This is a genomic window from Phytohabitans sp. LJ34 (genome assembly GCF_052068095.1).
In the GTDB taxonomy this organism is placed as follows: domain Bacteria; phylum Actinomycetota; class Actinomycetes; order Mycobacteriales; family Micromonosporaceae; genus Phytohabitans.
Genome location: NZ_JBQHDG010000001.1, coordinates 26,571 through 49,325, shown reverse-complemented (window position 1 = coordinate 49,325; position 22,755 = coordinate 26,571). Strand labels below are relative to the sequence as shown.

The following is a 22,755-nucleotide window of genomic DNA, read 5'->3' as shown; positions in this document are numbered from 1 at the left end:
CGTGTTGAAGAGCAGCCATTCGGACGATTCACCCCTGTCCTTAGGAACCGGACCTATCGCGACGCCGCAACGCGCTCGGAAAGCCTTCGTTGGGCTCCCGCGTACGCCCCCGAATGCCGGAGGTCGCCGCCATGACGCTGTCCAGGATCGCCGCCATCGCCGTCGCCGGTGCGCTCACCGTCGGGCCGGCACCCGCCGTCGCCGCACCGGCCTGCCAGACCCCCACCGGGTACGCGGCGGGTGCGGGCGCCGAGGTGCTGGCGCTCAGTGCGCTGGACCTGCGCCCGCTCGGGCTGCCCGTCGGCCCGGTCACCGACCTCCGCCTCGGCTCGACCCGCTCGGCGATGGATCCCGAGGCCGGCCCGGTCAAGGCCGCCGCGGCGGCGCGCTATCTCGACGCGACGATGCTCGGCGTCGAGTTGCCCACCGGCCCGCTGTCCCGCTCGGCCTACCAGCAGGCACCGCCTCGCAACGCCAAGCCGGTGACCGTCCACGCCGACCGCCGGGACCTCGGGGTCGCGGCGGCCGGGTCGGGCGACCTGACCGCGTACGCGACCTGGCACGCCGGGCTGGCCTGCGGCACCAAGCGGGCGGAGGCGACGCGCACCAGCGCCACGGTCGCCGGCGCGGACGTGCTGGCCGGGCCGGGTGGAGTGGCGCTGGTGCGGATACCGGCCGCGCCGCGCGCCCGTACGGCCACCGGGCTGCGCGCGGGGGGCAGCCCGGTGGCCACGGCCTCGGCCGGGCTGGCCGAGGCGCTGCTGTTCGCCGGGACACCGGCGCAGGTGAGCGTGAAGGTGGTCCAGCCGGCGGAGCTCACGGTGGGGCGGGACGTGGCCTACAAGGCACCGATCGTCGAGGTGTCCGGGCCGGGCCTGGGCGCGCGCCGGCTGGACGCGCCCGGCCAGGTGCTCGACGTGCCCCTGGACGGCCTCGGCGGCACGATCGGCGCGCTGAAGCCCGAGCGGCTCAACGGCGTCACCGGCCGCGCCGGCGACGGCCCGCTGGCCCTGCCCGGCCTTCCAACGCTGCCCGGACTGCCGGAGGTCGGACTCCCGCTGGACGGCTCGCTCCTGCGGGTGACCGTCGGCACGCTCGCCAAGGACGTGACCGCCGACTCGGCGCGCGCCGAGGCCACGACTGTGCGCCTCCAGGTGACCACCCGGCCGCCGGACGAGGACACCGCCGCGGTGCTGGACGTGCACCTCGGGCGGCTCGACGCGATCGTGCTGGCGCCCCGCCCGCACTCCGCCGCCCCACCGCTCGGCAGCGCTGGCGGACTGCCCGTGACCGGCGCAAACGTCACCTGGGCCACAATTGCGGGCGCACTATTGATCATGGCGGGTATGGTGGCTGTGGTAGCCACTCGGCGCCGCCGCGCGACGGTTCGTCCCATTCACGATCGCACTTACGGATGATTCCGGGACGGTGCCCACGACAAAGGTCGGACATCGGCGTTGAGTGGAATGTCCACAGACCTGCGGGGGGTGCAGGAAAGGGCCACGGCGTCGCAGCCGGAGCGGTGGGAGAGCATCCGCCGCTTCAGAGCGCGACGCCGTTGCCATAGGCGAAGACGGATGGCTCAGGCTCGGGTCGTCGGCCCGAACGCCACCGGTCCGGTGTCTGGCGGCCGGTATGGCAGCTCGGCGAGGTCGGCCGCCCAGCGGTGCAGCAGCGCCTCGGCCCGCTCGTAGGCCACGTCGATCGCGCCGAGCACGCGCGCGCCGATCTCCGCCGCGGCGACGGCGGCCGGCACGCCCAGCGGCTCGACGGTGACGGTGACCGCCTCGCGCGAACCCAGCACCGCGGCCAGCTCACGGGCCAGCCCGGCGCGGCTCTGCTCGACCCACTCGGCCACTGCGGCCGAGTAGCCCTCGGTGGCGGCGAGCTTGCCGGCCATCGCACCGAGGTGTGCGGACAGGGCCGCCCGACGCGCACCGAAGACCTCCGCACCCGCCCCCTCCCAGGAGCCGGAATCCGCGATCGTCTCGCCCCGCTGCTGGTACACCTCGATGAGGCCGTGCAACGACGGGCCGGCGGCGGCCAGCGGCGCGGGACGGAGCCCGGCGATGGTGCTTGTCGCGGCGCCCGGCAGGGCGCCCAGCCGGCGCAGGAGCGGCCAGATGGGGTGACTACCGGGGGCGCCGCTGGTGGCGAGCGTGCTGTCGACGCGGTCGAGCAGCGCGGTGGCCGAGCCGGCGAGCTGGTCGAGCGCGTCCATCACACCTCCCCGGCACGGCCGCGGGCGGCATCGTCTACATCGGAGTAGTCGGCGGCGGTGACGCGCAACGCGCCGGCCACCTCGGCCAGCCGGTCGCTGGCCAGGGCCGCCTCGCGAGCGCGTGCGTCGAACGCGTCGAGCCACTGGCGGTGCAGCGCGCGCCCCAGCTCGCCGAGGCGCCCGGGCCCGCCCGCGCCGAAGGACGAGGCCGGCGGCTCGAGGTGGGCCAGGCGCCGGCCGGCGGCGGTGAGCGCTGTGGCCGCGTCGTCGAAACCGGCCGCGAGGTCGCGCAGGGTCTGCATCTCAGACCTCCCGCAGCGACCGGTAGCCGGCGAACATCTCGGCGTGCAGCTTTTCCCGGGCCCACCGGGCGGCATCGGCGGCGGCCGTCACCGCGGCCTGGATCGAACGGGACAGCTCGGTGCTGCTGCGGCCGTCGAGCGGGCCGGTGATGCGCACCTCGGTGACCGCACCGGCGGCGGTCACGACGAGCTCGACAAGCCCGTCGGGCGAGTGGACGGTCACCTTGAGGCCACGGGCCGCCTGGTCGAACTCGGCCTGAAGCGCTTCGATACGCCGATAGCGCTCGACAGCCTCCTCGATCCAGCCCTCGTCGATCTCACGCCCCATGTATGCAGGCCCTTTCACCCGACGTGGCAACCCGACCTCAGACCGTACCGGCCGAGGGCGGCAGCCCGCTGCCCCGTGAACGCGCTATTCGCACGCCTTCGTGGGTTTAGCCCCGCCAGAGGGCCAGCATCATCGACTCGACCGCGATGCGCGGCTTGACGTTGGCCTCGATCGCGTCGCGGCAGGCGAGGATCGCCTCCAGCCGGCGCAGCGTGCTCTCCGCGGTCCACCGCTCGGCGGCGGCCGAGGCGAGCGGCGCGGTGTCGGTGTGTACCGGCGAGACCGGCGCGCCCATCTTGACCGCCAGCACGTCGCGGTAGAAGCCGACCAGGTCGACCAGCGCGCGGTCGAGCGCGTCGCGCTGGGCCCGGGTGGCCCGCGACTTCTGGCGGCGTTCGAGGTCTTTGAGCTGGCCGGCGGCGCCCCGGATCGCACCGGCCGCGCCCCGCCCGGTGCCGCCCGCTCCAAGCGCGGTCTCCAGCGCGGACCGCTCGTTGGCGTCGGTCTCCGCGACCGCCGCCTCTGCCTCCGCCTCGGCCGCCTCGATCAGCGCGGACGCCGCGTCGAAGCAGGCGCCGACGCCGGTCAACCGCCGCGGCACGGCCAGCACGGCCTCACGCCGCTTGCGCGCCTCCGGATCGCGGGCCAGGCGCTTGGCCCGACCCACGTGGCCCTGCGCCGCCGCCGCGGCCCACCGCGCCACGTCTTCGGCGATGCCGTCGCGGGACGCCAGCACCGTCGCGACCGCGGTGGCCGAGGGCTGCCCCAGGGGTACGACCCGGCAGCGCGACCGGATCGTCACCGAGATGTCGTCGGGGTGGGTCGAGGGCGTGCAGAGCAGGAAGACGGTGCGCGGCGGCGGCTCCTCGATGGCCTTGAGCAGCGCGTTGCCGGCCTGCTCGGTGAGCCGGTCGGCGTCTTCGATCACCAGCACCTGCCACCGGCCGCCGGACGGGGTGCTCGCCGCCCGCAGCACCAGCGCGCGCATCTCGCCAACCCCGATCGAGAGCCCTTCCGGCACCACGAACCGCACGTCGGAATGCGTGCCGGCCAGCGTGGTGTGGCAGCCGTGGCACTCGCCGCAGCCCGTGCCGAACTCGCACTGGAGGGCGGCCGCGAACGCGCGCGCGGCCACCGAGCGGCCCGAGCCGGGCGGGCCGGTGAAGATCCAGGCGTGGGTCATGCCGCCGCCGGAGCCTCCACTCAGGACACTGGCACCGGCGGCCGCGGCCCGGCGCAGCGTCTCGACCGCCTCGTCCTGCCCGACCAGATCAGCGAACACGTCGGTCATGACGGCCTCCGCTCCAGGTCTATTTCCGCCACGGTGTTGAGCGCGTCGGCGACCTCGTGGGCCGGCGGCTCGTCCGGGAGGATCTGGCCGACCCGCTCGACGACCGCCTCGGCGATCTCCTCCGCCGGCCGGGTGGCGTCGAGCACAAGGTAACGCTTGGGATCCGCCGCGGCCAGGTCGAGGAACGCGAAGCGCACGCGCTCGTGGAACGCCACCGACTCGCTCTCCAGCCGGTCGGCGGCACCTCGCCGGGCCGCCCGCCCCAGCCCCACCTCGGGTGGCACGTCGAGCAGCACGACCAGGTCGGGCCGCAGCCCACCGGTGGCCCAGGAGGAGAGCCAGGAGACCTCGTCGACCGGGAGGGTGCGGCCGGCGCCCTGGTACGCGAGGGAGGAGTCGACGTATCGGTCGCTGATCACCACCGCGCCTCGGGACAGGGCCGGACGCACGACCGTGGCCACGTGGTCGGCGCGGTCGGCGGCGTAGAGCAACGCCTCGGCGCGGGGTGACAGGACGGACTGCTTGCCGAGCACCAGGCTGCGGATGCGCTGCCCGACCTCGGTCGCGCCCGGCTCACGGGTGACCACCACCTCGCGGTGGTCTGCCCGCAGCGCCTCGGCCAGCGCGGTGACCTGCGTCGACTTCCCGGCGCCCTCGCCGCCCTCGAACACCACGAACGTGCCCCGCCCGACCAGCCGCTCGCCGGCCGACAGCGGACGGCCGCGCATCGAGCCCCAGAGGTCGGGCAGCACCGGCACGCCCGGCTTGTCGTCCATCTGGCGAAACGCGCTGATGCCGGTGAAGATGCTGGCGAGCCCGGCGGCCAGCAGCAGCAGCCGGGTGGAGGAGATCGAGATGTCGCCGACGTGCCACGAGCCGCCGAAGCCGACCAGGCTCGAGGAGAGCGCGATGGCGAGCATCAGCACGACCCGCACGGCGGTCTGCACGAACGCGAAGACCCGCCCGCGCACGTCGTCGCCGACCTCGCCGCCGAGCAGGGTGACGCCGGAAAGGAACGCCATCCCGGCCCCGCTGCCGACCAGCAGCGCGCCCAGCACGGCCATGCTGAGGTGGATGGCGACCGCGAGAAACAGCACCGAGCCGCCGGCCAGCACGATGCTCATGCCGAACCAGCGCCGCCGGGACAGGTCGCGCACCACCGTGGGCCCCAGTCCGATGCCGAGCCCCAGCCCGACGAACAGCGTGCCGAACAGCAGGTAGAAGGCGGCGTCACCGGCGTTGAGCGAGCGGGCGAAGAACTGCGCGGTGCCGATCACGATGCCGCCGCCGGCGAACGCGCCGAGGATGCCGAAGACCAGGCCGCGGACCAGCGGGGTGCGGCCGACGTACTTCCACCCTTCGAGGAACTGCCGCAGCAGGCTCTGCCCGTGCTCCTTGGCGCCGTGTGCCCGGCCGCTGATCTCCTTGATGCCGAAGAACACCACCAGCGCCATGGCGAGGCGGGACAGCGAGTTGAAGTAGAGCGCCAGGTTGGACGCCTCGGCCCACTCCGGCGGCGTGGTGTTGCCCGAGCGCACGATGCGGTCGAGCGCGGCGATGCCGAGGCCGGCCAGGACGGGCGTGATCCCGTACGTGGTGATGAGCGTGAGCTGGTTGGCGATCTCCAGCCGCGAGCGCGGGATCAGGTTGGGGACCGCCGCCTCCTTGGCGGGAATCCACAGCAGCGTGATGGTCTCGATCAGGAAGGTGGCAATGGCCGCCCAGCCGACGGTTATGCCCGCGTTTTCGGAGAACAGGGCCACGATCGGGATCGACGCGAAGAGCACGAAGCGCAGCAGGTCGCAGATGACCATCGTGTAGCGGCGGTCGAAGCGGTCGGCCATGACGCCGGCGACCGGGCCGAGCACGAGGGCGGGCAGCAGCCGCACGGCGATGACCGAGCCGAACGCGAGACCTTTGGCCGCGTCGCCGCTGACCTGCGCGGACGCGAACGTGGCGGTGGCGAGCAGGCCGAGCCAGTCGCCGAGCGAGGCCACGCCGGTGACCATCCAGAGCCGGCGGAACGCGCGGATCCGCAGCACCGATCGCAGGGCCTTGAACCCGGACAGCTCGACCTGGGCCGACGACGAACCCTTCGCCGACCCGCTGGAGCGGCCGCCGCCGCTATCGCTCTCGTCGCGGGAAGTCGCGTCGATGGCCGTGGTCCCTCCGCGTGCGGGTATTCGCTGACACTCTAAACGCGCCGTCTGACTTCGCTGGTGGCGCGCTCGTCCGGATGATTGATACGCGAAGGAGTTTCGCTTTCCAGCGCGGAACCGCTAGCGTGCACCTGTGACGACGACCGCACGCGACGCGCTCCGCGAACGCCTCGACAAGGCGACCGCGGAGCTCGACCCGCCGTTCGCCGTCGTCGATCTCGCCGCCTTCGACGCGAACGCCCGCGACCTCGCCCGCCGCGCCGCCGGCAAGCCCCTGCGCGTGGCTAGCAAGTCGGTGCGCAGCCGCGCCCTCATCGAGCGCGCGCTGGCCACCCCCGGCTGGCACGGGGTGATGTCCTACACACTGGCCGAGGCTATCTGGCTGGTCCGCACCGGGATGACCCATGACGTCCTGCTCGCGTACCCGACCGCCGACCGCAGCGCGCTGTGCGAGCTTGCCGCGGATCCCGGCCTTGCCGCCGCGATCACGCTGATGGTCGACGGCCCCGCGCAGCTCGATCTCGTCGACTCGGTCGCCGCGCCCGGACACCGCGCCGAGATCCGGGTCTGCCTCGACCTCGACGGCTCGTGGCGCCCGCTGGGCCTGCACATCGGCGTGCGCCGCTCGCCGGTGCACACGGCCACCACCGCGGGCAAGGTGGCGCGGGAGATCGCATCCCGGCGCGGGTTTCGGCTGGTGGGGCTCATGGCGTACGACGCGCAGATCGCCGGCCTCGGCGACGCCCCGCCGCAGCAGGCACTGCGCGGCTTCGCCATCCGGCTGATGCAGGGCGGCTCCTACCGCGACCTGCTGCGCCGGCGTGGTGCCGCGCTGGCCGCCGTGCGCGAGCACGCCGACGTGGAGCTCTTCAACAGCGGCGGCACGGGCAGCGTGGCCGCCACCGCCGCCGACCCGGCCGTGACCGAGGTGACCGCCGGATCCGGCCTGTACGGGCCGGCGCTCTTCGACGGCTACCGGGCCTGGCGCCCCGAGCCGGCGGCGTTCTTCGCGCTCGCGGTGGTCCGCCGCCCGGCGCAGGGCTTCGTGACCGTATCCGGCGGCGGGTGGATCGCCTCCGGCCAGACGCACGCCAGCCGCCAGCCGGTGCCGTGGCTCCCGGCGGGGCTGCGACTGGTGGGCACGGAAGGGGCCGGTGAGGTGCAGACCCCGCTGCGCGGCCCGGCGACCGGGGGCCTGCGGGTGGGCGACCGCGTGTGGTTTCGCCACGCCAAGGCTGGTGAGCTCTGCGAACACGTCAACGAGCTGCATCTTGTCGACGGCGCGGAGGTGGTGGAGACGGTGCCCACCTACCGCGGCGAGGGCCGCGCCTTCCTTTGAGTCTGGGCTCAGGCGTCCACGTGGCGGTGGAGGTACTCACGGATCAGCGCCTTCGCTTCGCCCAGCACGGTGTCGTCGCCATCCGGGTCGCGGCGGAACGCGAGCTTGATCAGTGCGTCAGCGGCCTCGACCGCGATCTCCAGCGCGAACCGCAGCCGCTGCGTCTCGGCCACCCCGAACTGCTCGACCAGCACCCGGGCGACCCTGCCGGCGATCACCGCGTTGTTGTCGCGCTCTTCGTCGAGCAGGTGGACGTCGACGACGTCACCGAAGTGCAAGGTGCGGAAGCCGGGGACGGAGCGGTGCATCGCGATGTACTCGTCGATGGCCGCGTCGACGCCGTCCCACCAGCCGGCGAACGAGCCACCGGCCCAGCTGGCCGCCAGCCGCTCGAGGTAGGCCTCCATGTTGCGCAGGGTGAGCGCCTGGACGATCGCGCGCTTGTCCGGGAAGAACTGGTAGACCGAGCCGATGGCGACCTCGGCGCGCTCGGCCAGCAGGGTCGTGGTGAGCCCTTCGTAGCCCACCTCGTCGACGAGCTCGGCACAGGCGTCGAGCATCCGCTGGACACGCGCCACGCTGCGGCCCTGGACCGGGACGCGGCGCAGCGGCCCGGTGGTGACGGTCGCGGTAGATGTCGACACTCGTCGCCACTCCCTTTCGAGGTTTTCGACGGTGAGAACCTTACTCAAGTTAACGAGCGAGGCCGGCCCACGGATCGCGGCTGTTTACGCGGAGTGGTTGCCACTGATATGAATGTTACTCACGTTTAGCCGGAGGTTCGGATGGCCTCGACGACAGCCACCTGGCGTAACTGGGCCGGTAACCAGAGCGCTACACCGGTCACCGTAATACGCCCCACCAGCATCGATGAGGTGACGGCCGTCATACAAGACACCGCCGCCGGTGGGCGCCGGGTCAAGGCGGTCGGCAGCGGGCACTCCTTCACCGATATCGCCCTGGCGGAGGACATACGACTCGACCTCTCGGGCATCGGATCCACCCTTTCGGTCGACCTCGATTCGAGGGTGGTGACCGCACCCGCCGCCATGCCCCTGCGCGCGCTCAACGAGGCGCTCGCCGCGCGCGGGCTCGCCCTGCCCAATCTCGGCGACATCGACGCGCAGACCATCGCCGGCGCCATCTCCACCGGCACACACGGCACCGGCGCCGCGTACGGGTGCCTTTCCACGTTCGTGGTCGGCCTGACCCTGGTCACCGGCACCGGCGAAGTGATCACCTGCGGCCCGGACGAGCGCCCGGACGTCTTCGTGGCCGCCCAGGTGGGGCTCGGCGCACTCGGCGCCATCACCGAGGTCAAGCTGCGCTGCGTCGACGCATTCGTGCTGCACGCCGACGAGCGCGCCATGCCGCTCGACACCGTGCTGGCCGGCCTGCCCGAGCACGTCGGCGGCAACGACCACTTCGAGTTCTACTGGCTGCCCTACACCGAGAGCACCCTGACCAAGCGCAACAACCGCGTCGCCGCCGACGACCGTCCGCTGTCGAAGCTGCGCGCCTGGTGGGACGACGACTTCCTCCAGAACACCGTGCTCGGTGGCCTCTGCCGTGTCGGCCGCCGGATGCCCGCGCTGGTGCCGGCCATCTCCCGCGCCGAGGCCCGCGTGATCAGCCCACGCGTGTACACGGCCCGCTCCGACGAGGCTTTCGTCAGCCCGCGGCGGGTCCGCTTCACCGAGATGGAGTACGCGCTGCCCCGCGCCGCGCTGCCCGAGGCCTTCGCCGGGCTGCGTCGGGTGGTGGAGTCGTTGCCGTTCAAGGTGCTGATCCCGGTCGAGGTGCGCTTCAGCGCTCCGGACGACATCTGGCTCTCACACGGGCACGGCCGCCAGTCCGCGTACATCGCGATACACCAGTACGTGGGCGTCGAGTACGAGCCGTACTTCCGCGCGTTCGAGCGGGTCGCACAGGATCTGGGCGGCCGTCCACATTGGGGCAAGCTCCACTACCGCGACGCCGAGTCGCTGCGCCCCGCTTATCCCCACTTCGACGACTTCCTCGCCGTCCGCGACCAGCTCGACCCCTCCCGCGTCTTCGCCAACGCCTACACCGAGCGCGTGCTCGGCCCCTGACGCTCGTTGCGGCCGGCGGCTCCGCCCTTCCACCCCAGAAACGCTCCGCCGCGCTCCACGTTTCCCGGGTCCGCGCATATGCCCGCACTGGCGGACGGGCGAATTGTCCAAGAAAGGGCGATCCCGAAACGTCAAGCGGCCAGGCTTGGGTGGCGGCGCTCCCAGTCGCGGCGGACGGCTGGGGGCAGCGACAGGCTGTGCCACTCGCGGCGCAGGGTCGGCACGTCGAGCCAGGTGCGCAGCTCGTCATACGACAGGGCCTCGCGCAGCACGATCTCGTACATCCGGCGGAGCGCGGCCGGCTTGTCGAGGTCGAACACGCGGTCGGCGTGCCAGAACATGCGGTGCGGCAGCCTCACCCGGCCCCTGACCGGCCCATGGAAGCCGGACAGGCTGTGGATGACGACGGCACGCTTGTCAGGGACGTCGCGGTCATACACGCGCCTTATCGTACACGTGTTCGAACTACTCGGAAGCCTTCCGCGCGGCCGCCTTCCGTGGGGCGGCCTTCTTCGGCGCCGCCTTCTTCGCGGCGGTTGTCTTCTTGGCGGCCGTCTTCTTCGCCGCGGTCTTCTTCGCCGGCGTCGCACCGTCGCCCGAGGCCGCAGCCGTCGTCTTCTTCGCCGCGGCGGCCTTCTTGCGCGGCTTGGCCGGGCCGCGTGCCCTGCGGTCGGCCAGCATCTCCGAGGCCTGCTCGATCGTGAGCGACTCCGGCGTCTGGTCGCGCTTGAGCGAGGCGTTCGTCTCGCCGTCGGTGACGTACGGCCCGAAGCGGCCGTTCTTGATCGTCATCTGCTTTTCGGTGAGCGGGTCGACGCCCAGCTCGCGCAGCGGCTCGGCGGCCGCGCGGCGCTGGCGGGTCTTCGGGGCGGCCAGCAGCGCCAGCGCCTCGTCGAGCGTGACCGTGAAGATCTTGTCTTCGTTGTCGAGCGAGCGGTAGTCGTCGCCGCGCTTGACGTACGGGCCGTAACGCCCGGCGGCCGCGAGGATCTCGTTGCCCTCCGGGTCGGTGCCGACCAGGCGGGGCAGCGTGAGCAGCTTGAGCGCCTCTTCGAGCGTCACGGTCTCGGGTGACTGCGAGCGCAGCAGCGAGGCGTTGCGGTCGCCGGTGGACACGTACGGGCCGTAGCGGCCGGACTTGAGCACCACTGGCTCGCCCGTCTCCGGGTGCTCGCCGAGCTTGCGCTCGCCGCCGCCGCCGAGGAACAGCTCCTCGACCTTCTCCGGGGTGAGCTCGTCGGGCGCCAGCCCTTCGGGGATGGAGACCCGGTCGTCACCGTTGTCCGACCCCTCCGAAGGCGTGGCGTCGGGCAGGGTGCGCTGGAGGTAGGGCCCGTAGCGGCCGACCCGCACCACCACGTCGCGCCCGTCGTCGTCGCGGAACAGCGGGATCGAGTTGACGCTGCGGGCGTCGATGTCGCCGAGGTTTTCGGTGACCATCTTCTTCAGGCCACCGGAACGTGCGATCGACCCGTCGTCACCCACCGGCGAGCCGAAGTAGAACGAGGTCAGGAAGTCGATCGAGTGGGCGTCGCCGGAGGCGATCTCGTCCAACTCGTTTTCCATCGCCGCGGTGAAGTTGTAGTCGACGAGCCGCGGGTAGTGCCGCTCCAGCAGCCCCACCACCGCGAACGCGAGGAAGGACGGGATCAGCGCCTGGCCGCGTTTGAACACGTAACCGCGGTCCTGGATGGTCGCCATGATCGACGCGTACGTCGACGGGCGGCCGATCCCCAGCTCTTCCAGCTGCTTGACCAGCGACGCCTCGGTGTAGCGGGACGGCGGCTGGGTGGTGTGCCCGACCGCGGCCAGCTCCTCGGCGGTGAGCGGCTGGTCCTTGACCAGGGTGGGCAGGCGCCGCTCCTGGTCGTCGGCCTCGGCGTTTTCGTCGTCGGAAGACTCGACGTACGCGCGCAGGAAGCCCGGATCGGTGATCGTCTTGCCGGTAGCACCGAAGTCGGCCTCCTCCCCCGAGGTGGAGACGGCCCGGATGCGCACGGACACGGACGAACCGACCGCGTCGGTCATCTGGGACGCGATCGTGCGCCGCCAGATCAGCTCGTAGAGCTTGAACTCCTCGGTCGACAGCTCCTTGGCCACCTCGCCAGGTGTCCGGAAGTTGTCACCCGCGGGGCGGATCGCCTCGTGCGCCTCCTGGGCGTTTTTGACCTTGCCGGTGTAGCGGCGCGGCTCCGGCGGCACGTTGCGCTCGCCGTACAGCTCGGCGATCTGCCGGCGGGCAGCGGCGAGGGCGGTCTCCGACAGATTGACCGAGTCGGTACGCATATAGGTGATGTAGCCGTTTTCGTACAGCCGCTGCGCCACCCGCATCGTCTGCTGCGAGGACAGGCGCAGCTTGCGTGCGGCCTCCTGCTGGAGCGTGGAGGTGATGAACGGCGCGTACGGCTTGCGCCGGTACGGCTTTTCCTCCACGCGGGTGACAGTGAACGGCCGCCCGTCCAGGCGAGCGGCCAGCCCACGAGCGCCGTCGGCGTCCAGATGGACGACCCCGGCCCCCGGCCTCACCTGCCCGGTCGTCGGCTCGAAGTCTTTGCCGGTGGCGATGCGGTCGCCGTCGAGCGCGATCAGCGTCGCCCCGAACGTGCGAGGGCCCTCGACCTGGCCCTGCACCGCCAGGGTGGCGGCGATGTCCCAGTACTCGGCCGTGCGGAACGCCATCCGCTGCCGCTCGCGCTCCACGACGATGCGCGTGGCGACCGACTGCACCCGGCCGGCCGAGAGCCGCGGCATGACCTTCTTCCACAGCACGGGCGAGACTTCGTACCCGTAGAGGCGGTCGAGGATGCGGCGGGCCTCCTGCGCGTCGACGAGATCGCGGTCGATATCGCGCGGGTTCGCTATCGCGGCCTGGATCGCCGACCTGGTGATCTCGTGGAAGACCATCCGGCGGACCGGCACCTTGGGCTTGAGCGTCTCCACCAGGTGCCAGGCGATGGCCTCGCCCTCGCGGTCTTCATCGGTGGCGAGGAAGACCTCGTCGACCTCCTTGACCAGCGAGCGAAGCTTGCGTATCTGGTCCCTTCGATCGGGAGAGACGACGTAGAGGGCGGCGAACCCGTTGTCGACGTCGACGCCGAGCCGGGCCCAAGGCTCCTTCTTGTGCGAAGCCGGCACGTCGGCGGCGTTGCGCGGAAGGTCACGCACATGGCCCAGGCTCGCCTCCACGACGTATCCCGGGCCCAGATAACCCGAGATCGTCTTGGCCTTCGCCGGTGACTCGACGATGACCAGACGGCTGCTGGCGTTGCTCGGCACTTCTCTCCTGACCTTTACTACTTGGGCCCTCACGTCCGGTTACAGAATCGGACGCCAGATGTCCAACGTAACGCGCCGTCGGCCCGGCGGTTGCGCGGACCGGTCGGCGACACCGTACACCGAACTGCAACATGGACGTCGGCCACCGCCGTTCTACGAGCCTCTTTTCCCCCGATCAACCAGGCCATTCGGCCGGTGGCGCGGCAGCCGGGCGGTCGCCGACAAGCTCCGCCAGACGGCCCAGCCGGCGCCGTCCCGTTATCCGGTACGCGGGACCGCCGGCACGCGGCCCGAGCAGCACTCCGGGCAGCCCGATGGCCGCCAGCGCCGCACCCACCGGCTCCCAGCAGTGCTCGTCCGGGGCGCCCAGGCGCAGCACGTATCCGTGCTGGTCAGAGCCGCCCGCCGCGGCCGCCCACAGGCGCAGGCGGGGCCCGTTGAGGTGGAACCCGGCCGGCGGGCGCTTGACCGCCGTACGCAGCCAGGCGGCGCCGAGCGCGGCCAGGGTTGTCGCGTACGCGGTACGCACGACCAGCTGTCCCTCGACCGTGGCCAGTTCCCAGGTCGCCTGGAGGCCGCGCAGGGCGAACTCCGCGATCAGCACGTGTACCCGCCAGGCCCCGTCGACCTCGACCGAGACCCGAGCGGTGCCGCCCATCCGGACCACCTGCGCCGGGCCGGCGAGCAGGCCGGCCAGGTCGGCCGGGGTGGGGTCGTGTGCCTCCACCCCGAAAAGCGACAGCTGCCGCCGGGTCGGCTCGTGGGCGCCCGGGGTCAGCGACACTCCGGGACCTCGTCGAAGGCCGCCCGCAGCTCCTCCGAGTCGAGCGAGCTGGTGTCCAGGGCGCTCTGGTTGTACTCCGTGGTCAGCGTGCTCATGACCGACTCGACGCCGTCGTAGAAGGGGTCGGCGCGTCCCGCGTCAAGCCCTTCGATGCTCTGCCTGGCCCGCCCGTACGCGTCGCGCATCGCGGTCAGCGAGCTGACGAAGCCCTTGGCCACGCCCTCGCCGCCGTCGACATCGGGCACGCCGGCCTCTTCGACCTTGGCGCGAGCCGCCTCGCTGGCCGACTCGGCACCGCCCAGCAGGCGTACCAGGTTTTCCTTGGCCTGCGCGGGCGTGGTCTTCGCCGTCATCTGCTGCTGGGTGCGGCTGGTCAGCGTGCTGATCTCGGTGCGCCAGGGACTCAGCGCGGTGCACACGTTGGCCGCCCACGCCCGCGGCGCGGGCCCTCCCCCGCAGCCCCCGGCCAGGAGCGCGAACGCCGTCATGAGTGCGACGAGTATCGCGCGGGGCGTACGCATGCGTTGCAGCGTAGCGGTTTGCGAAAGGGCGCCCCGTACACGTACGGGGCGCCCTTTGTCGTGCACTACCGAGATATCAGGCGTTCACTCGCTCGGGCTCCTGGTCGGACGAGCCGTTACCGGCTTTTCCCGACTCCACACCGGACCCCTCGTCGCCCATCGCGACGGGCTTGCGCTTGCTGAACGCCACCGCCGCCACGATGATGAGCGCGGCCACGATCGCGATGGTGATACGGACCGGGTCGTTCTGGTCGTCGCCGATGCTGAACGACACGACGGCCGGGGCGATCAGCAGCGAGACCAGGTTCATCACCTTGATCAGCGGGTTGATGGCCGGACCGGCGGTGTCCTTGAACGGGTCACCCACCGTGTCGCCGATGACCGTGGCCGCGTGCTGCTCCGAGCCCTTGCCGCCGTGCGCGCCATCCTCGACAAGCTTCTTGGCGTTGTCCCAGGCACCGCCCGAGTTGGCCAGGAAGACCGCCATGAGAACACCCGTGCCGATGGCGCCGGCCAGGTACGCGGCGAGCGCACCCGCGCCGAGACCGAACCCGACCGCGATCGGGGCGAGCACGGCCAGCAGGCCGGGGGTCATCAGCTCGCGCTGCGCGTCCCGGGTGCAGATGTCGACGACCTTGCCGTACTCCGGACGCTGGGTGCCGTCCATGATCCCTGGGAAGTCGCGGAACTGGCGCCGCACCTCCATCACCACCGCGCCCGCCGAGCGGGACACCGCGTTGATAGCCAGACCGGAGAAGAGGAAGACCACCGCGGCACCGATGATCAGACCCACCAGGTTGCGCGGGTTGGCGACGTTGAGCAGTTCGTCGATCGACAGGTCGGAGCCGGCATCGGTGAGCGAGCCGACCACCGTGTCCTGGTACGAGCCGAAGAGCGCGGTCGCCGCGAGGACGGCCGTCGCGATCGCGATGCCCTTGGTGATCGCCTTGGTGGTGTTGCCGACCGCGTCGAGCTCGGTCAGTGTCCGAGCGCCCTGCTCGTCGATGTCGCCGGACATCTCGGCGATGCCCTGCGCGTTGTCCGAGATCGGGCCGAAGGTGTCCATCGCGACGATCACGCCGACTGTGGTGAGCAGGCCGGTGCCGGCCAACGCGACCGCGAAGAGCGAGAGCGTGATCGAGCCGCCACCGAGCAGGAAGGCGCCGAAGACGCCCGCGCCGATGAGCAGCGCGGAGTACACGGCCGACTCGAGGCCGACGCTGATGCCGGCGAGGATGACGGTGGCCGCGCCGGTCTCCGAGCTGTTGCCGATGTCGCGCACCGGCCGCCGGTTGGTCTCGGTGAAGTAGCCGGTCAGCGCCTGGATGGCGGCGGCCAGCACGATACCGATCACGACCGCGCCGATCGCGATGAGCTCCGGGCTGCCGTCGAGGTCCGGCACGCCGCCGCCGAAGTCGGCGAAGTCCGAGGGCAGGTACGCGAAGGAGGCGATGCCCACGAGCACGGCCGCGATGAGCGCGGAAATGTAGAAGGCGCGGTTGATCGCGGTCAGGCCGTTGCGGTCCGAGGCGCGTAGGCGGGTGATGAACACGCCGACGATCGCGATGACCACGCCGATGCCGGAGACAATCAGCGGGAAGATCAGGCCGTCCTCGCCGAACGCGGCCCGGCCGAGGATCAGCGCGGCGACCAACGTGACGGCATACGACTCGAAGAGGTCCGCCGCCATGCCGGCGCAGTCGCCGACGTTGTCGCCCACGTTGTCGGCGATGGTGGCGGCATTGCGCGGGTCATCCTCGGGGATGCCCTGCTCCACCTTGCCGACCAGGTCGGCGCCGACGTCCGCGGCCTTGGTGAAGATGCCGCCGCCGACCCGCATGAACATCGCGAGCAGAGCGGCACCGAAGCCGAAGCCCTCCAGCACGGTGGGCGCGTCGCCCTCGTACAGCAGCACCACGAGCGCGGCGCCGAACAGGCCGAGGCCGACGGTGAGGAAGCCGACTACGCCGCCGGTGCGGAAGGCGATCTTCATCGCCTCCTCGCGACCGCCCTCGCTGGCCCGCGCCGCGGCGGCCACCCGAAGGTTGGCGCGCGTCGCCAGGGCCATGCCCGCGCCACCGATGAACGCGCTGAACACCGCACCCACGATGAAGAACGCCGACCTGCCGATCTTGACCAGCGTCTCGTTGTCGCTGTCACCGTGCACCGGCAGCACGAACAGGACCACAACAGCGATAACGACGAAGATGCTGAGGGTCCTGAACTGGCGGAACAGGTAGGCCGAGGCGCCCTCCTGTACGGCGCCAGCGATCTCCTGCATTTTTTCGGTGCCCTTACCAGCCGCCAGCACGGCCCTGACCAGGGCTGCCGCGAAGCCGAGCGCCACCAGCGCGATCACTGCCGCGATGATGACGTACGTAAGGTTGCTACCGGTGATGGACAGCCCGCCGCTGTCGGCGGCCAAGCTTTCGGACATCTATGTCCTCCTGAGCCGTTGCGATTCCCGCCCAGCCGGCGGACGAACCGGCGGAGCGCCTGCACGCGATTGAGCAATCGAACCCCGGCGCCCGCGCACCCGGGTTCTTGCAGATAACCCGGGTACTGTAGCGGCACACCGTGTCGACGGTCACACCGCCCACCAGCTGTGTGACGGTGATATTCGCCGCTGTGTTAGCCGGTTTACTTCCCCACGGGCCAGACCATACGCACTTCTGTGCCGATGCCGACGTCCACGGGGCGCACCTGTAGATCATCGACGAAGCCGGCAAGGAGCGCAAATCCGACACCAACCGTGAGCGCCTCGTCGGTGAGCGCCTCGTTGGCCAACTCATCCGGCGGAAGGGTGCGCAGCCCCAGCCCGGTCTCGATCGGCGCGCGGTCGATCACCCGCACGGTGTAGCTCTCGTCGTCACTCATCTCCATCTGCACCAGGTCGGGCAGCTGGTACTGCCGGTGCAGCGCCACCGCCCGCGTGCACGCCTCACCGATCGCCAGCCGCACCTCGTCGAGCAACTCCTCGGCCACCCCGGCACGCCGGGCCACCGCCACGCCGACCAGCCGCGCCGTGCGGACGTGCACCGGTGCCGGCGAGAACGCGAGTTTGACCGTCGACATCACGCGGTGGGGCCGGATTGGTCCGTCGCCGCCTCCACCGAGGGGTACAGGGGAAACACCTGGTCCAGGGCGGTGATGCGGAAAATCTTGAGCAGCGGCTCCTTGTCACAGGCCAGCACGCACCGGCCACCGAGCGGACGCAGCCGCCGGTGGGCGCCGACGAGCACGCCAAGGCCGGTGGAGTCCAGGAAGTCCACCCTGTTGAGGTCGACCACGATGCTCCGCGCACCGCCGTCGATCAGCTCGTTGAGCCGCTCGCGCAGCCGCGGCGCCGTATACACGTCCACCTCGCCGCCGACCTCCAGCACCGCGTGCTCGGCGACGGCGCGGGTCGCAAGCGAGAGCTCCATCGGGCCTCCCTCTACTGCCTTCTTGGGCATCTAACCACCGACACGACGGCTGCGGTGAGCCGCCCGGCCAGCGCGTTCAGGTTTCGGCACACTCACCTGTTTGGGTTTTCCGCACACCAGTGCGAGAGTGCATGGCGTGACGACCGTCGCCGAGCCGGCTGAGCTGCTCCGCCGATTGGGCCCCGACTCCGTCACGCACATCGAGCGGGTGCCCACCCGCGAGGGCGAGACGGTGCCCTGGCCCAGCTGGGTGCCCGACCCGCTGCGCGAGGCCCTCGCCGAGCGCGGGGTCGCGGCGCCGTGGCGCCACCAGGCCGAGGCGGCGAGCCACGCCCACGCCGGGCGCCACGTCGTCGTCGCCACCGGCACCGCCTCCGGAAAGTCGCTGGCCTACCAGCTCCCGGCGCTGGCCGCCCTGCTCGAAGACCCGCGCGCCACGACCCTTTATCTCGCGCCGACCAAGGCGCTCGCCGCCGACCAGTTGCGCGCCGTCGCCGCTCTCGGCATCGATGGTGTACGGCCGGCGTGTTACGACGGCGACACACCGCGCGAGGAGCGGGAGTGGATCCGGCAGCACTCGCGTTTCGTGCTGACCAACCCGGACATGCTCCACCACGGCATCCTCCCCGGACACGCCGCGTGGCAGACCTTCCTGCGGCGCCTGCGATACGTGGTGGTCGACGAGTGCCACACCTACCGCGGCGTCTTCGGCTCACACGTCGCCCACGTGCTGCGGCGCCTGCGCCGGGCAGCCAACCGCTACGGCCGCACCCCCGTGTTCGTGCTGGCTTCCGCGACCTCCGGCGACCCCGCCACCTCCGCAAAGCGACTCACCGGCCTGGTCGTCGAGGCCGTCACCGAAGACGCATCGCCACGCGGCGGCGTGACCTTCGCGCTGTGGGAGCCGCCGCTCGTGCCCGGTTCCGGCGGCGAGGACGCCGCACCTGTCCGCCGATCGGCGCTACGCGAAAGCGCCGACCTGCTCACCGACGCCGTCATCAACGGTGTACGCACCCTGGCGTTCGTCCGCTCCCGGCGCGGCGCCGAAGCCATCGCGACCATGGCACGGCGGTCACTCGACGAGGCGGTGCCCGGCCTGGGCGCACGGGTCGCCGCCTACCGGGGTGGCTACCTACGTGAAGAACGGCGCGAGCTCGAAGCCGCCCTGCACTCCGGCGAGCTGCTCGGCCTCGCCTCCACCAACGCCCTCGAACTCGGCGTCGACCTGGTCGGTCTCGACGCGGTCGTGATCTGCGGCTGGCCCGGCACCCGCGCCTCGCTGTGGCAGCAGGCCGGCCGCGCCGGTCGCAACGGCCACGAGGCACTGGCCGTGCTCGTCGCCCGCGACGACCCACTCGACACCTACCTCGTCCACCACCCGGAGGCCCTCTTCGGCCGCCCCGTGGAGGCGACCGTGCTCGACCCCGCCAACCCGTACGTGCTGGCCCCACAGCTGTGCAGCGCCGCGTACGAGGCCCCGCTCACCCGAGCCGACCTCCCACTCTTCGGCCCCGACGCGCCCGCGGTGCTCGACGAACTAGTCGCCGAAGGCGTCCTGCGGCGCCGCCCCAGCGGCTGGTACTGGACCGGCGAGGGCCGACCCGAGGTCGACCTGCGCGGCACCGGCGGCCTGCCGGTCTGCGTGGTCGAGGCCGCCACAGGCCGCCTGCTCGGCACCGTCGACCCCGCCTCCTCGCACTTCATGGTCCACTCAGGAGCCGTCTACCTGCACCAGGGCGAGTCGTACGTCGTGGACACCCTCGACCTGGACGACGCGGTCGCGCTCGTACACCGCGAGGAACCCGAGTGGTCCACCCACGCCCGCGACGTCACCTCCCTCTCCGTCACCTCGGTACGCTCTTATGTGGATGCCGGCCCGGTCGGCCTCTTCTTCGGCGACGTCGACGTGACCAGCCAGGTCGTCTCGTACCAGCGCCGCCGCATCGGCTCGGGCGAGGTGCTCGGCACCTGGCCACTCGACCTGCCCACACGCGAGCTCCGCACGACGGCGGTGTGGTTCACGCTGTCGCCACGGTCACTTGAGGCCGCCGGCGTCGAAGACGTGCCCGGCGGCCTACACGCGGCCGAACACGCCGCGATCGGCCTACTCCCGCTGGTCGCCACCTGCGACCGCTGGGACATCGGCGGCCTCTCCACCGCGGCACACCCGGACACCGGCACACCCACCGTCTTCGTGTACGACGGCCACCCCGGCGGCGCCGGCTTCGCGGAGCGCGCGTACAGAATCGCCGCCGGGTGGCTACAGGCAACGCGAGACGCGATCGACGGCTGCGCCTGCGAGGCGGGTTGCCCGTCATGCGTGCAGTCACCCAAGTGCGGCAACGGCAACAACCCACTCTCCAAGCCCGACGCGGTACGTGTCCTGGATGTGGTGCTGGCGTCGCTACCCCGTTAAATCTTGCTCACGTACTTCGATGAGCATGGATGGGTAGGTAGCGTCAACCCGTGGCCAACACGATCGCCGAGACCATAGAGATCCTCTACGGAATCAACCAAGAAACCCTGACCACCGACCAGCAGATCGCCCTAGCCCAGGCCTACGCCGCTTTCGCCCAGGCCGAACGCCTAGAAATGATCAACCAACGCCTCTACAGCATCCACCAGATCCTCAACGGCCTGGCCGTACGCGTCGCGCAGCCCTAGCGGCGACGCGGCCCGACGCGGCCCGGCGTTGCGCGATGCGGTGCGACGCGGCCCGGCGTTGCGTTCGCGGCGTGGGCCGGTGCGGCGCGGCCGCGCGGCCCTACTCGGTGCGGATCGGGCCGGCGCGGGCCGCCGCACGTGCGGTGCGGGTGAGGCCGGGCAGCGGTGTCACGTCGACCTCAGCGGCGACAATGAGGTCCAGACCATCCACTGTGCACGCGGCTAGCCGTCCGCCATTTCTGGCCACCAGCTCGCCCGCGCGGGCGCAGGCGGTGTCCGGGCCTTCGAGCACCCGCATCGCGCCCGCGAGCGCGCCAAGGTCAGCCGCCGTGCGCGCCTCGTGCCGTGCCACACGCGCCGCGCCCACCGCGGCCCCGGCCACCGCGACGCCGATCAGCACCAGCCCGATCGCCAGGACCATGATGGTCGCGGCACCCCGATCCGCCGCTCGTCTCCCCCGCTCTTCACCGCGGCGACACCGCCCGCCGCGGACCGCGTGTCGTTGGCGGCTCATCCCGCCGGCTCCGGCGTGCCGGGCTCCACGGCGGCGACGGCCGTCGCCGTGACCGTCGTGCCGGGGACGCCGGCCCCGATCGCGCGCACCGGTGCCCTCACGGTCGCCACCACTGTGTCGCCCGCCATCGCGATCGAAACCGCTGCGCCGGGCGGCGCTATCCGCTGCCCCGCCGCCACTCCGCTCTCGCCGCGGGCGGCCGCAAGCGCGGCCTCACGGGCGGCGTCCACGCAGTGGGCCTTGGTCGTCACCGCGTTGACCGCCGTCAGCCCGGCGAACAGCAACAGCATCAGGGCCGGCAGCCCAGCCGCCAACTCGGCCGTGAACGACCCCCGGTCACGGCCCGCTCTCCGATCGCGGTCAGATCGCGGATCGCGGCCGGGCCGCCGGCCCCGGCTCACTTCAGCGCCCCCTCGATGATGCCGGTGAGCGCTCGGAAGATGCTGCCGCTGGTGACCACCTTCAGCAGCACGCCGGCGAACGCGACAGCCGCCATGGTGCCGACGGCGTACTCAGCGGTGTTCATCCCGGCGTCGGCCGCCACGCGGCGCCTCCGCGCCACGATCCCCCGCAACCCGGCTCCCCATAGCCGGGCGATCAGACTGCGCACACGAATCCCCTCTCTTCGTCGAATCCCCCACACCCGCCGGGCTGGCGGGCGAAGCTCCTCCACGCCCTCGTTTCCCCTCAGCAGCGGCCGGACATCGCCAGCCGCCTCAAAGCCGGCGGCTCGACACGGCATCCAGCCTCAAAGCCAGCCGCACGACACCGCCTGCGGCCTCAAAGCCAGCCGCACGACACGGCCTGCGGCCTCAAAGCCAGCCGCTCGGCATCGCCTGCGGCCTCGAAGCAGCCGCTCAACACGGCCTGCGGCCTCGAAGCCAGCGGCTCGGCATCTCCTCGAAGCGGGCGACGCCTCGAATTCGCCAGCGGTCTTGCCGCACGTGGGTCGCGGGCGGCTCTCGAGGCTGGCGGCGGCTCGATGCCGCCGGCCGCGTCGAAGCCGGCAGCGCCTCGGCCGGCTGGCGACCTCAGAGCACGTCACGCAGGACCGCGACCAGCACCGGCACCAGGCCGGCAAGGATGAACGCCGGCAGGAAGCACAGCCCCAGCGGCAGCACGATGAGCACCCCCGCACGCCGGGCGGCCGCCTCGCTCGCCACCGCGCGATCGGCACGCAGGTCGTCCGCGAGCCGGACCAGTGCACCGGCCAGGGCTGCTCCGCTGGCGCTGGACCTCGCGGCCGCCTGCGCCATCCGCCCAGCACCGGCCACCGGCGCGAGATGCCCCCACGCCTCGGCTGGCTCAGCGCCCAGCCGGAGGGAGCGGGCTACCCGAGCGAGGCGCTCGCCGAGCGGGCCACCGACCGCGTCCGCCACGGCCGCGGCGGCATGGTCCACCGGCGCGCCCGCGCGGAGGCCGGCCGCCATCAGGTCGGCCGCTAGCGGCAGGTCGGCGATCTCACGCAGCCGTCGCGCCCGCGCCTCGGGAGGCTCCAGCCGTCGCAGGAAGCGCTCCAGGACCACCGCCGCGACCGCGCCGACCACCAGTCCTGGCAGGCCGCCCACGAAGATCGCGAGGGCGAAGCCGCCCAGGCCCGCCGCGAGCCGCATCGGGTTGGGCCGCCATCGCCGGCGCGTGGATAGGCTGGCCAGTCGCCGCCGGGCCGGCCGGCCACGCACGCCGGCAACGACCGCGGCCGCCACCAGGCACGCGACGAGCAATGCCTCCGCCGGCGTCATGCTTCGCTCCTCGGCTCAGCCCGCTCAGCGGCGACCGCCGCACTGCGGCCGACCGCGGCACGCGGCAGCGGATGATGCGTCGGACGACCGGGGGTG

General features: G+C 72.1%; 22 protein-coding genes. 5 read left to right on the top strand and 17 right to left on the bottom strand.

Annotation, left to right across the window (positions count from 1 at the left end; all coding sequences use genetic code 11):
• Positions 1 to 131 precede the first annotated feature (131 nt).
• Entirely contained in the window at positions 132 to 1,418 is a 1,287-nt protein-coding gene (locus ACTMTJ_RS00230; RefSeq protein WP_441213914.1) for an LPXTG cell wall anchor domain-containing protein, read from the top strand.
• A gap of 164 nt (positions 1,419 to 1,582) precedes the next feature.
• On the opposite strand, the gene ACTMTJ_RS00225 is transcribed toward ACTMTJ_RS00230, so the two are convergent.
• The 5 genes from ACTMTJ_RS00225 to tmk all read right to left on the bottom strand — a co-directional run bounded on the left by ACTMTJ_RS00225 (position 1,583) and on the right by tmk (position 6,151).
• Positions 1,583 to 2,221 (bottom strand): hypothetical protein, encoded by a 639-nt coding sequence (locus tag ACTMTJ_RS00225; RefSeq protein ID WP_441213913.1) that lies wholly within the window; start codon positions 2,219 to 2,221, stop codon positions 1,583 to 1,585.
• Positions 2,221 to 2,523 (bottom strand): hypothetical protein, encoded by a 303-nt coding sequence (locus ACTMTJ_RS00220; protein ID WP_441213911.1) that lies wholly within the window; start codon positions 2,521 to 2,523, stop codon positions 2,221 to 2,223. Before ACTMTJ_RS00220 ends, ACTMTJ_RS00225 begins: the two co-directional genes overlap by 1 nt.
• A 1-nt stretch (position 2,524) precedes the next feature.
• Positions 2,525 to 2,851, bottom strand: a complete 327-nt coding sequence (locus ACTMTJ_RS00215) for a YbaB/EbfC family nucleoid-associated protein (protein WP_441213910.1) — start codon at positions 2,849 to 2,851, stop codon at positions 2,525 to 2,527.
• Positions 2,852 to 2,957: 106 nt separating this feature from the next.
• A complete protein-coding gene (locus tag ACTMTJ_RS00210) occupies positions 2,958 to 4,142 on the bottom strand; it encodes a DNA polymerase III subunit delta' (protein WP_441213908.1) in 1,185 nt (394 codons plus the stop codon).
• Positions 4,139 to 6,151 carry a dTMP kinase gene (gene tmk, locus ACTMTJ_RS00205; protein ID WP_441214467.1) on the bottom strand — a complete coding sequence of 671 codons (2,013 nt, stop codon included), beginning with the start codon at positions 6,149 to 6,151 and terminating at the stop codon, positions 4,139 to 4,141. The genes ACTMTJ_RS00210 and tmk overlap by 4 nt, the downstream gene beginning before the upstream one ends.
• Positions 6,152 to 6,434: 283 nt before the next feature.
• Here tmk and ACTMTJ_RS00200 point away from each other — a divergent pair, with 283 nt between their 5' ends.
• A complete protein-coding gene (locus ACTMTJ_RS00200) occupies positions 6,435 to 7,640 on the top strand; it encodes an amino acid deaminase/aldolase (protein WP_441213907.1) in 1,206 nt (401 codons plus the stop codon).
• Between the two features lie 8 nt (positions 7,641 to 7,648).
• Here ACTMTJ_RS00200 and ACTMTJ_RS00195 read toward each other — a convergent pair whose 3' ends face one another.
• Positions 7,649 to 8,200: a TetR/AcrR family transcriptional regulator gene (locus tag ACTMTJ_RS00195; RefSeq protein WP_441214466.1), complete on the bottom strand. Its 552-nt coding sequence runs from the start codon at positions 8,198 to 8,200 to the stop codon at positions 7,649 to 7,651.
• 225 nt (positions 8,201 to 8,425) lie between these two features.
• On the opposite strand from ACTMTJ_RS00195, the gene ACTMTJ_RS00190 reads away from it, so the two are divergent.
• Positions 8,426 to 9,733, top strand: coding sequence for a D-arabinono-1,4-lactone oxidase (locus ACTMTJ_RS00190; RefSeq protein ID WP_441213905.1), 1,308 nt, complete (start codon positions 8,426 to 8,428; stop codon positions 9,731 to 9,733).
• Between the two features lie 131 nt (positions 9,734 to 9,864).
• On the opposite strand, the gene ACTMTJ_RS00185 is transcribed toward ACTMTJ_RS00190, so the two are convergent.
• The 7 genes from ACTMTJ_RS00185 to ACTMTJ_RS00155 form a co-directional block, all read right to left on the bottom strand.
• Entirely contained in the window at positions 9,865 to 10,173 is a 309-nt protein-coding gene (locus ACTMTJ_RS00185; RefSeq protein ID WP_441213904.1) for a hypothetical protein, read from the bottom strand.
• A gap of 25 nt (positions 10,174 to 10,198) precedes the next feature.
• Entirely contained in the window at positions 10,199 to 13,009 is a 2,811-nt protein-coding gene (gene topA / locus ACTMTJ_RS00180) for a type I DNA topoisomerase (protein ID WP_441213902.1), read from the bottom strand.
• A gap of 175 nt (positions 13,010 to 13,184) precedes the next feature.
• Positions 13,185 to 13,793, bottom strand: coding sequence for a hypothetical protein (locus tag ACTMTJ_RS00175; protein WP_441213901.1), 609 nt, complete (start codon positions 13,791 to 13,793; stop codon positions 13,185 to 13,187).
• Entirely contained in the window at positions 13,784 to 14,314 is a 531-nt protein-coding gene (locus ACTMTJ_RS00170; protein WP_441213900.1) for a hypothetical protein, read from the bottom strand. The genes ACTMTJ_RS00175 and ACTMTJ_RS00170 overlap by 10 nt, the downstream gene beginning before the upstream one ends.
• Before the next feature lie 76 nt (positions 14,315 to 14,390).
• Positions 14,391 to 16,751, bottom strand: a complete 2,361-nt coding sequence (locus ACTMTJ_RS00165; RefSeq protein WP_441213898.1) for a sodium-translocating pyrophosphatase — start codon at positions 16,749 to 16,751, stop codon at positions 14,391 to 14,393.
• A 203-nt stretch (positions 16,752 to 16,954) separates the two neighbouring features.
• Positions 16,955 to 17,392 (bottom strand): ATP-binding protein, encoded by a 438-nt coding sequence (locus ACTMTJ_RS00160; protein WP_441213896.1) that lies wholly within the window; start codon positions 17,390 to 17,392, stop codon positions 16,955 to 16,957.
• On the bottom strand, positions 17,389 to 17,739 hold the full coding sequence (locus ACTMTJ_RS00155) for an STAS domain-containing protein (protein WP_441213894.1): 351 nt from the start codon (positions 17,737 to 17,739) through the stop codon (positions 17,389 to 17,391). Before ACTMTJ_RS00155 ends, ACTMTJ_RS00160 begins: the two co-directional genes overlap by 4 nt.
• Before the next feature lie 136 nt (positions 17,740 to 17,875).
• Between ACTMTJ_RS00155 and ACTMTJ_RS00150 the strand changes: the two genes are divergently transcribed.
• Both ACTMTJ_RS00150 and ACTMTJ_RS00145 read left to right on the top strand, forming a co-directional pair.
• Complete coding sequence (locus ACTMTJ_RS00150; RefSeq protein ID WP_441213893.1) at positions 17,876 to 20,155, top strand: DEAD/DEAH box helicase; 2,280 nt, start codon at positions 17,876 to 17,878, stop codon at positions 20,153 to 20,155.
• Between the two features lie 50 nt (positions 20,156 to 20,205).
• Positions 20,206 to 20,403, top strand: coding sequence for a hypothetical protein (locus ACTMTJ_RS00145; RefSeq protein WP_441213891.1), 198 nt, complete (start codon positions 20,206 to 20,208; stop codon positions 20,401 to 20,403).
• 100 nt (positions 20,404 to 20,503) lie between these two features.
• On the opposite strand, the gene ACTMTJ_RS00140 is transcribed toward ACTMTJ_RS00145, so the two are convergent.
• From ACTMTJ_RS00140 to ACTMTJ_RS00125, 4 genes are all read right to left on the bottom strand, one after another.
• Complete coding sequence (locus tag ACTMTJ_RS00140; RefSeq protein ID WP_441213890.1) at positions 20,504 to 20,917, bottom strand: Rv3654c family TadE-like protein; 414 nt, start codon at positions 20,915 to 20,917, stop codon at positions 20,504 to 20,506.
• Complete coding sequence (locus tag ACTMTJ_RS00135; RefSeq protein ID WP_441213888.1) at positions 20,914 to 21,318, bottom strand: TadE family type IV pilus minor pilin; 405 nt, start codon at positions 21,316 to 21,318, stop codon at positions 20,914 to 20,916. The genes ACTMTJ_RS00140 and ACTMTJ_RS00135 overlap by 4 nt, the downstream gene beginning before the upstream one ends.
• Positions 21,315 to 21,533 carry a DUF4244 domain-containing protein gene (locus tag ACTMTJ_RS00130; protein ID WP_441214465.1) on the bottom strand — a complete coding sequence of 73 codons (219 nt, stop codon included), beginning with the start codon at positions 21,531 to 21,533 and terminating at the stop codon, positions 21,315 to 21,317. The genes ACTMTJ_RS00135 and ACTMTJ_RS00130 overlap by 4 nt, the downstream gene beginning before the upstream one ends.
• 415 nt (positions 21,534 to 21,948) lie before the next feature.
• Positions 21,949 to 22,659 carry a type II secretion system F family protein gene (locus ACTMTJ_RS00125; RefSeq protein ID WP_441213886.1) on the bottom strand — a complete coding sequence of 237 codons (711 nt, stop codon included), beginning with the start codon at positions 22,657 to 22,659 and terminating at the stop codon, positions 21,949 to 21,951.
• Positions 22,660 to 22,755 lie beyond the last annotated feature (96 nt).